Source organism: Salipaludibacillus sp. CF4.18, assembly GCF_051262595.1.
GTDB classification, from domain to species: domain Bacteria; phylum Bacillota; class Bacilli; order Bacillales; family Salisediminibacteriaceae; genus Salipaludibacillus; species Salipaludibacillus neizhouensis.
Genome location: NZ_JBIMEV010000154.1, coordinates 1 through 634, shown reverse-complemented (window position 1 = coordinate 634; position 634 = coordinate 1). Strand labels below are relative to the sequence as shown.

Genomic DNA, 634 nt, shown 5'->3' with positions numbered 1-634 from the left:
ATACAGTCGAGAATGCGTGACGATCGGTTCATTGTCTTCATTTAATACCACGACAGTATTAAAGGTAAGACGTGTTTTTACTCTTTGTCTCGCAAACCTCGGCGAGGTGGAATATTCCTTATTATCCAGGCTCACGATCCCATACTTATCAGCCTTCATTTCCTGATAATAAGCACATTCAAAATCTTTCTCTGGAAGGTGCAGCCACTTACTTTGGTCTTCTTTATATAACTCTGATTGAAGTACTTGCTTTTTATAATGCACACGATGTCGGTCTTCCTCTGCCCAACTCCAAAGCGCCTTATTAAAGTGATCTAAGTTAGCCACCGTACATTCAGGCAAAAGAAAATTGTTCCGCACGTATTTAACCATCGCTTCTACGTGACCTTTTTCATTTCCCTTCCCTGGATTACAAAACTCATATCGGAAACCGTAGTGTAAGACAAACCTTTCGAAGGTATCGGTCAGTTTCCGTGCTCCTTTTCCCATGATTTTTGAGACCGCAGGTGACAAGTTATCGAATCGAACGGTAGTTGGAACGCCACCGATATGGCGAAATATACGTTGTAAGCCTTCAAGTAAACACTCGGTATTTTCCGAAGGGAAAACCTGAAAATAAAAGGTGTTACTAAAT

1 protein-coding gene is annotated in these 634 nt (G+C 41.2%); it reads right to left on the bottom strand.

Features of this window, described 5'->3' with window-relative positions; genetic code table 11:
• Window positions 1–634, bottom strand: a 634-nt coding sequence (locus ACHABW_RS25940; RefSeq protein WP_435759927.1) for a Mu transposase domain-containing protein, incomplete at both ends; no start/stop codon positions are given.